This is a genomic window from Actinomycetota bacterium (assembly GCA_040755895.1).
Classification (GTDB): domain Bacteria; phylum Actinomycetota; class Aquicultoria; order Subteraquimicrobiales; family Subteraquimicrobiaceae; genus Subteraquimicrobium.
The window spans coordinates 1-2939 of record JBFMAG010000029.1 but is presented as its reverse complement, the minus strand read 5'-3'; the positions used below and the strand labels follow the sequence as shown (position 1 = coordinate 2939).

At 44.1% G+C, this 2939-nt stretch carries 5 protein-coding genes; 4 read left to right on the top strand and 1 reads right to left on the bottom strand.

What is annotated here, in order from left to right; all coding sequences use genetic code 11:
* Together AB1466_01410 and thiD are read left to right on the top strand one after the other, a co-directional pair.
* The coding region (locus tag AB1466_01410) for an AIR synthase-related protein (protein MEW6188760.1) at positions 1-559 on the top strand (559 nt) is incomplete at its 5' end.
* Positions 532-1320: a bifunctional hydroxymethylpyrimidine kinase/phosphomethylpyrimidine kinase gene (thiD, locus tag AB1466_01405; GenBank protein MEW6188759.1), complete on the top strand. Its 789-nt coding sequence runs from the start codon at positions 532-534 to the stop codon at positions 1318-1320. The genes AB1466_01410 and thiD, both read left to right, overlap by 28 nt.
* Before the next feature lie 25 nt (positions 1321-1345).
* On the opposite strand, the gene rpmB is transcribed toward thiD, so the two are convergent.
* On the bottom strand, positions 1346-1534 hold the full coding sequence (gene rpmB, locus AB1466_01400; protein ID MEW6188758.1) for a 50S ribosomal protein L28: 189 nt from the start codon (positions 1532-1534) through the stop codon (positions 1346-1348).
* A gap of 168 nt (positions 1535-1702) precedes the next feature.
* Between rpmB and AB1466_01395 the strand changes: the two genes are divergently transcribed.
* Positions 1703-1930, top strand: a complete 228-nt coding sequence (locus AB1466_01395; protein MEW6188757.1) for a DUF1858 domain-containing protein — start codon at positions 1703-1705, stop codon at positions 1928-1930.
* A gap of 60 nt (positions 1931-1990) precedes the next feature.
* The coding region (locus AB1466_01390) for an OB-fold nucleic acid binding domain-containing protein (GenBank protein ID MEW6188756.1) at positions 1991-2939 on the top strand (949 nt) is incomplete at its 3' end.

Genomic DNA, 2939 nt, shown 5'->3' with positions numbered 1-2939 from the left:
AGTCACGGGGAGACTGGGTGCATCTAAGGCTGGGTTAGAGATACTCCTGAACCCTCAGTTTAAAGGTTCTTTTCGATACGAGAAGAGCTTCAGGAGAGCTCACTTACTACCAATACCAAGGGTGGTCGAGGCAAGAATTGCTTCAAAGCATGGTGCTCATGCCATGGAGGATATAAGCGACGGGTTAGCAAGTGAGATTAATCACATCTGCGAGGAAAGTCGAGTAGGGGCAAGAATTCTTGCTTATCGAATTCCAGTAGCCAGGGGAGTAAGGGAAATAGCTTTAGCTTTGGGAAAGAAACCATTGGATTTTGCACTTTATGGTGGGGAGGACTATGAGATAGTATTCACCGCACCTCCATTTAAAGCGGAAGAGATTAAGAATTGCTTATTAAAGGAAACGGGCACCCTTGTTACAGAGGTTGGAGAAATCGTCGACCGAAAAGAGGGGATATGCTTGATGGATAAAGTGGGGAGAGCTTCCAAGCTTACAAAGTTTGGCCATGAGCATTTTAGGAAAGGAGATAAAAAATGCAAATCAGGAAGGTGCTCACCATAGGTGGTTCGGATCCAAGTGGGGGAGCGGGAATACAAGCCGATATTCTCAGCCTTCTTGAACTAGGGATTTTCCCTTTCTCCGCGATAACATCGGTTACCGCTCAAAATAGCTCCGGGATAATGACCATTCATAATGTTTCTCATCAAATCGTCGAGGATCAAATTAGGGCAATTCTCACCGATGCTAGGCTAGATGCAGCTAAAATAGGGATGCTGGGAACAAGGGAAAATGTTAAAGCCGTTGCGGAAATTTTTGAGGACTATGGAGTCGAAAACCTCGTGGTAGATCCGATTATTGAGGCCACCGATGGCACCATTCTTCTGGGACCAAGTGGTTCTTCCTTAATGAAGGTTCGTCTCTTCCCGCTGGCGAAAGTGGTGACACCAAATATCCCCGAAGCTCAAAAATTGGCGGGATTTTCCATAAGGGATGTTGACGACATGCAAAGGGCTGCTCAGGCGATTCACCTTTTTGGATCCCAGTGGGTATTGATTAAAGGAGGACACCTTGAGGGAGAAAAATGCATGGATATCCTCTGGAATGGAACCACATATTACGAATACACGAGCGAAAAAGTGAAGTCGGATGTCCGAGGAACAGGTTGCGTTTTTTCCTCCGCTTTGGCAGCTCACCTCGCTCGGGGTGTGGAAGTCCCAAAAGCCGTCGAACTAGCAAAGGAATATGTACTCCAAAAAATCAAATCCGCTTATTTGATGGGTAAAGGAAGATCCCAAATTTTGCCAATCGCCATCAAAAGGTGAACTTCAAGCCAAACTTTGCTTCCGCTCAAGCTCTTACAACTTTGCCTGCCTTAAGACATTTGGTACAAACATTTATCTTTCTGGGCGAGCCATCAACTATCGCTCGAATCTTCCTTAAGCTTGGACTCCACCGCCGGGGAGTTTTTCGATGCGAATGGCTGATCCTATACCCAAAGGATGGTCCCTTGCCGCAAATTTCACATCTTCTTGCCATTTTTGCACTCCCAATAAAAATCCATATTAAAAGCAATTAAAATCCCTAAAAGGATAACATTCCCTCACCATTTTGACAAGAAAATTACCTCCCTTTGAGGGTCCATGATTATGATATATAATAAATTTGGTAATCCCTTGGTGGTTCTCGAGGGGAAGGAGAGATTCCATGCAATTCAACAAGGAGATGAGAATTCGAGAAGCTCTCCTAGCACACCCAAGGGCAAGGGAAATCTTCATAAAGCATGGCATGGGATGTATCGCTTGTGTAGCAGCAACTATGGAAAGCATTGAAATTGGCGCCTTAATGCATGGTGCAGATGCAGATGCAATCGTGAAAGATTTAAATGACTTGGAGTCCATCGATAATAATAAACAAAGCAAGAATTACTCCTAAGATGCTTTTGGATGTGTTCAATTCACCTTTAAGTAAAGGTGAGATTATAAGGAGGAAATTTTGGAAGCAGGCTCCGTCCGCAGTATTTTTAAAGCTCTAGCGTTAGAGAAAAAGTTAGGAGCTCAAAATAATGCAGTAATCGGAGGTTTTGGTGGCTATTTAAAAAGTAAGGAGAGCATTATATCAAGAAATCTGGGTGAGCAGTTTCCCAAGGTATTTCGGAATTATTCGAAGATTTCAATTCCGGATCGATTAACCTTACTGGATGGATTTGATTCTACAAAATTCCTTCTCGATGACTCCCTTCCGAAGCGAAGATTATCTCACAACCAGAGTTTCCTCGATTCCCCCGTCCGCTCATTAAAATACGTGGGAGCTGCCAATGCTCGATATCTAAAACAACTCAATATTGAGGATGTTGAGGATTTACTATATCATTTTCCCCACCGCTATTTAAATCTGGCCAAGTTGAGGGCGATTTCCGATGTTAAAGTGGGAGAAGAAGTCACCGTAGTGGGTGTTGTACGAGCCATTCATCGGGTTAAAGGGCGTAAGGGCACTCGAGTGTTGAACATCGGAATCTATGATGGAACGGCCTACCTTTATGGAGTATGGTTCTCAAAAGCTTCCGCTCGATATGACTATCAGAACTCCATTGCCAAAAGATTAAAAGAGGGAACGATCGTTGCCTTCAGTGGAAAAGTTTCCTACAGGTTTGGACAGTTACAGATCGAAAGTCCGCTCTTTGATATTCTCGATGAGAAGACGGATCTAGGACAGGATACCGTTCACACCAGTAGGATCGTGCCCCTACATCCGGCCACACAGAAACTTTCCGTGTGTATGATACGTCGGATTATAAAATGCCTGATAGACAAGTATACAGATTTACCTGATGCTTTTCCAGCCTGGCTCCGTGTAAAGTTCGATTTACTCCCCAGATCCCTTGCCCTTCAAGAAATTCATTTCCCAACTACGGAATCCTTATGCCATAGGGCGAGATCAAGGC

Bases quoted from the DNA above. Each gene is read 5' to 3' on its own strand.
- thiD (MEW6188759.1), top strand. From the start codon at position 532: ATGCAAATCAGGAAGGTGCTCACCATAGGTGGTTCGGATCCAAGTGGG.
- rpmB (MEW6188758.1), bottom strand. From the start codon at position 1,534: ATGGCAAGAAGATGTGAAATTTGCGGCAAGGGACCATCCTTTGGGTAT.
- AB1466_01395 (MEW6188757.1), top strand. From the start codon at position 1,703: ATGCAATTCAACAAGGAGATGAGAATTCGAGAAGCTCTCCTAGCACAC.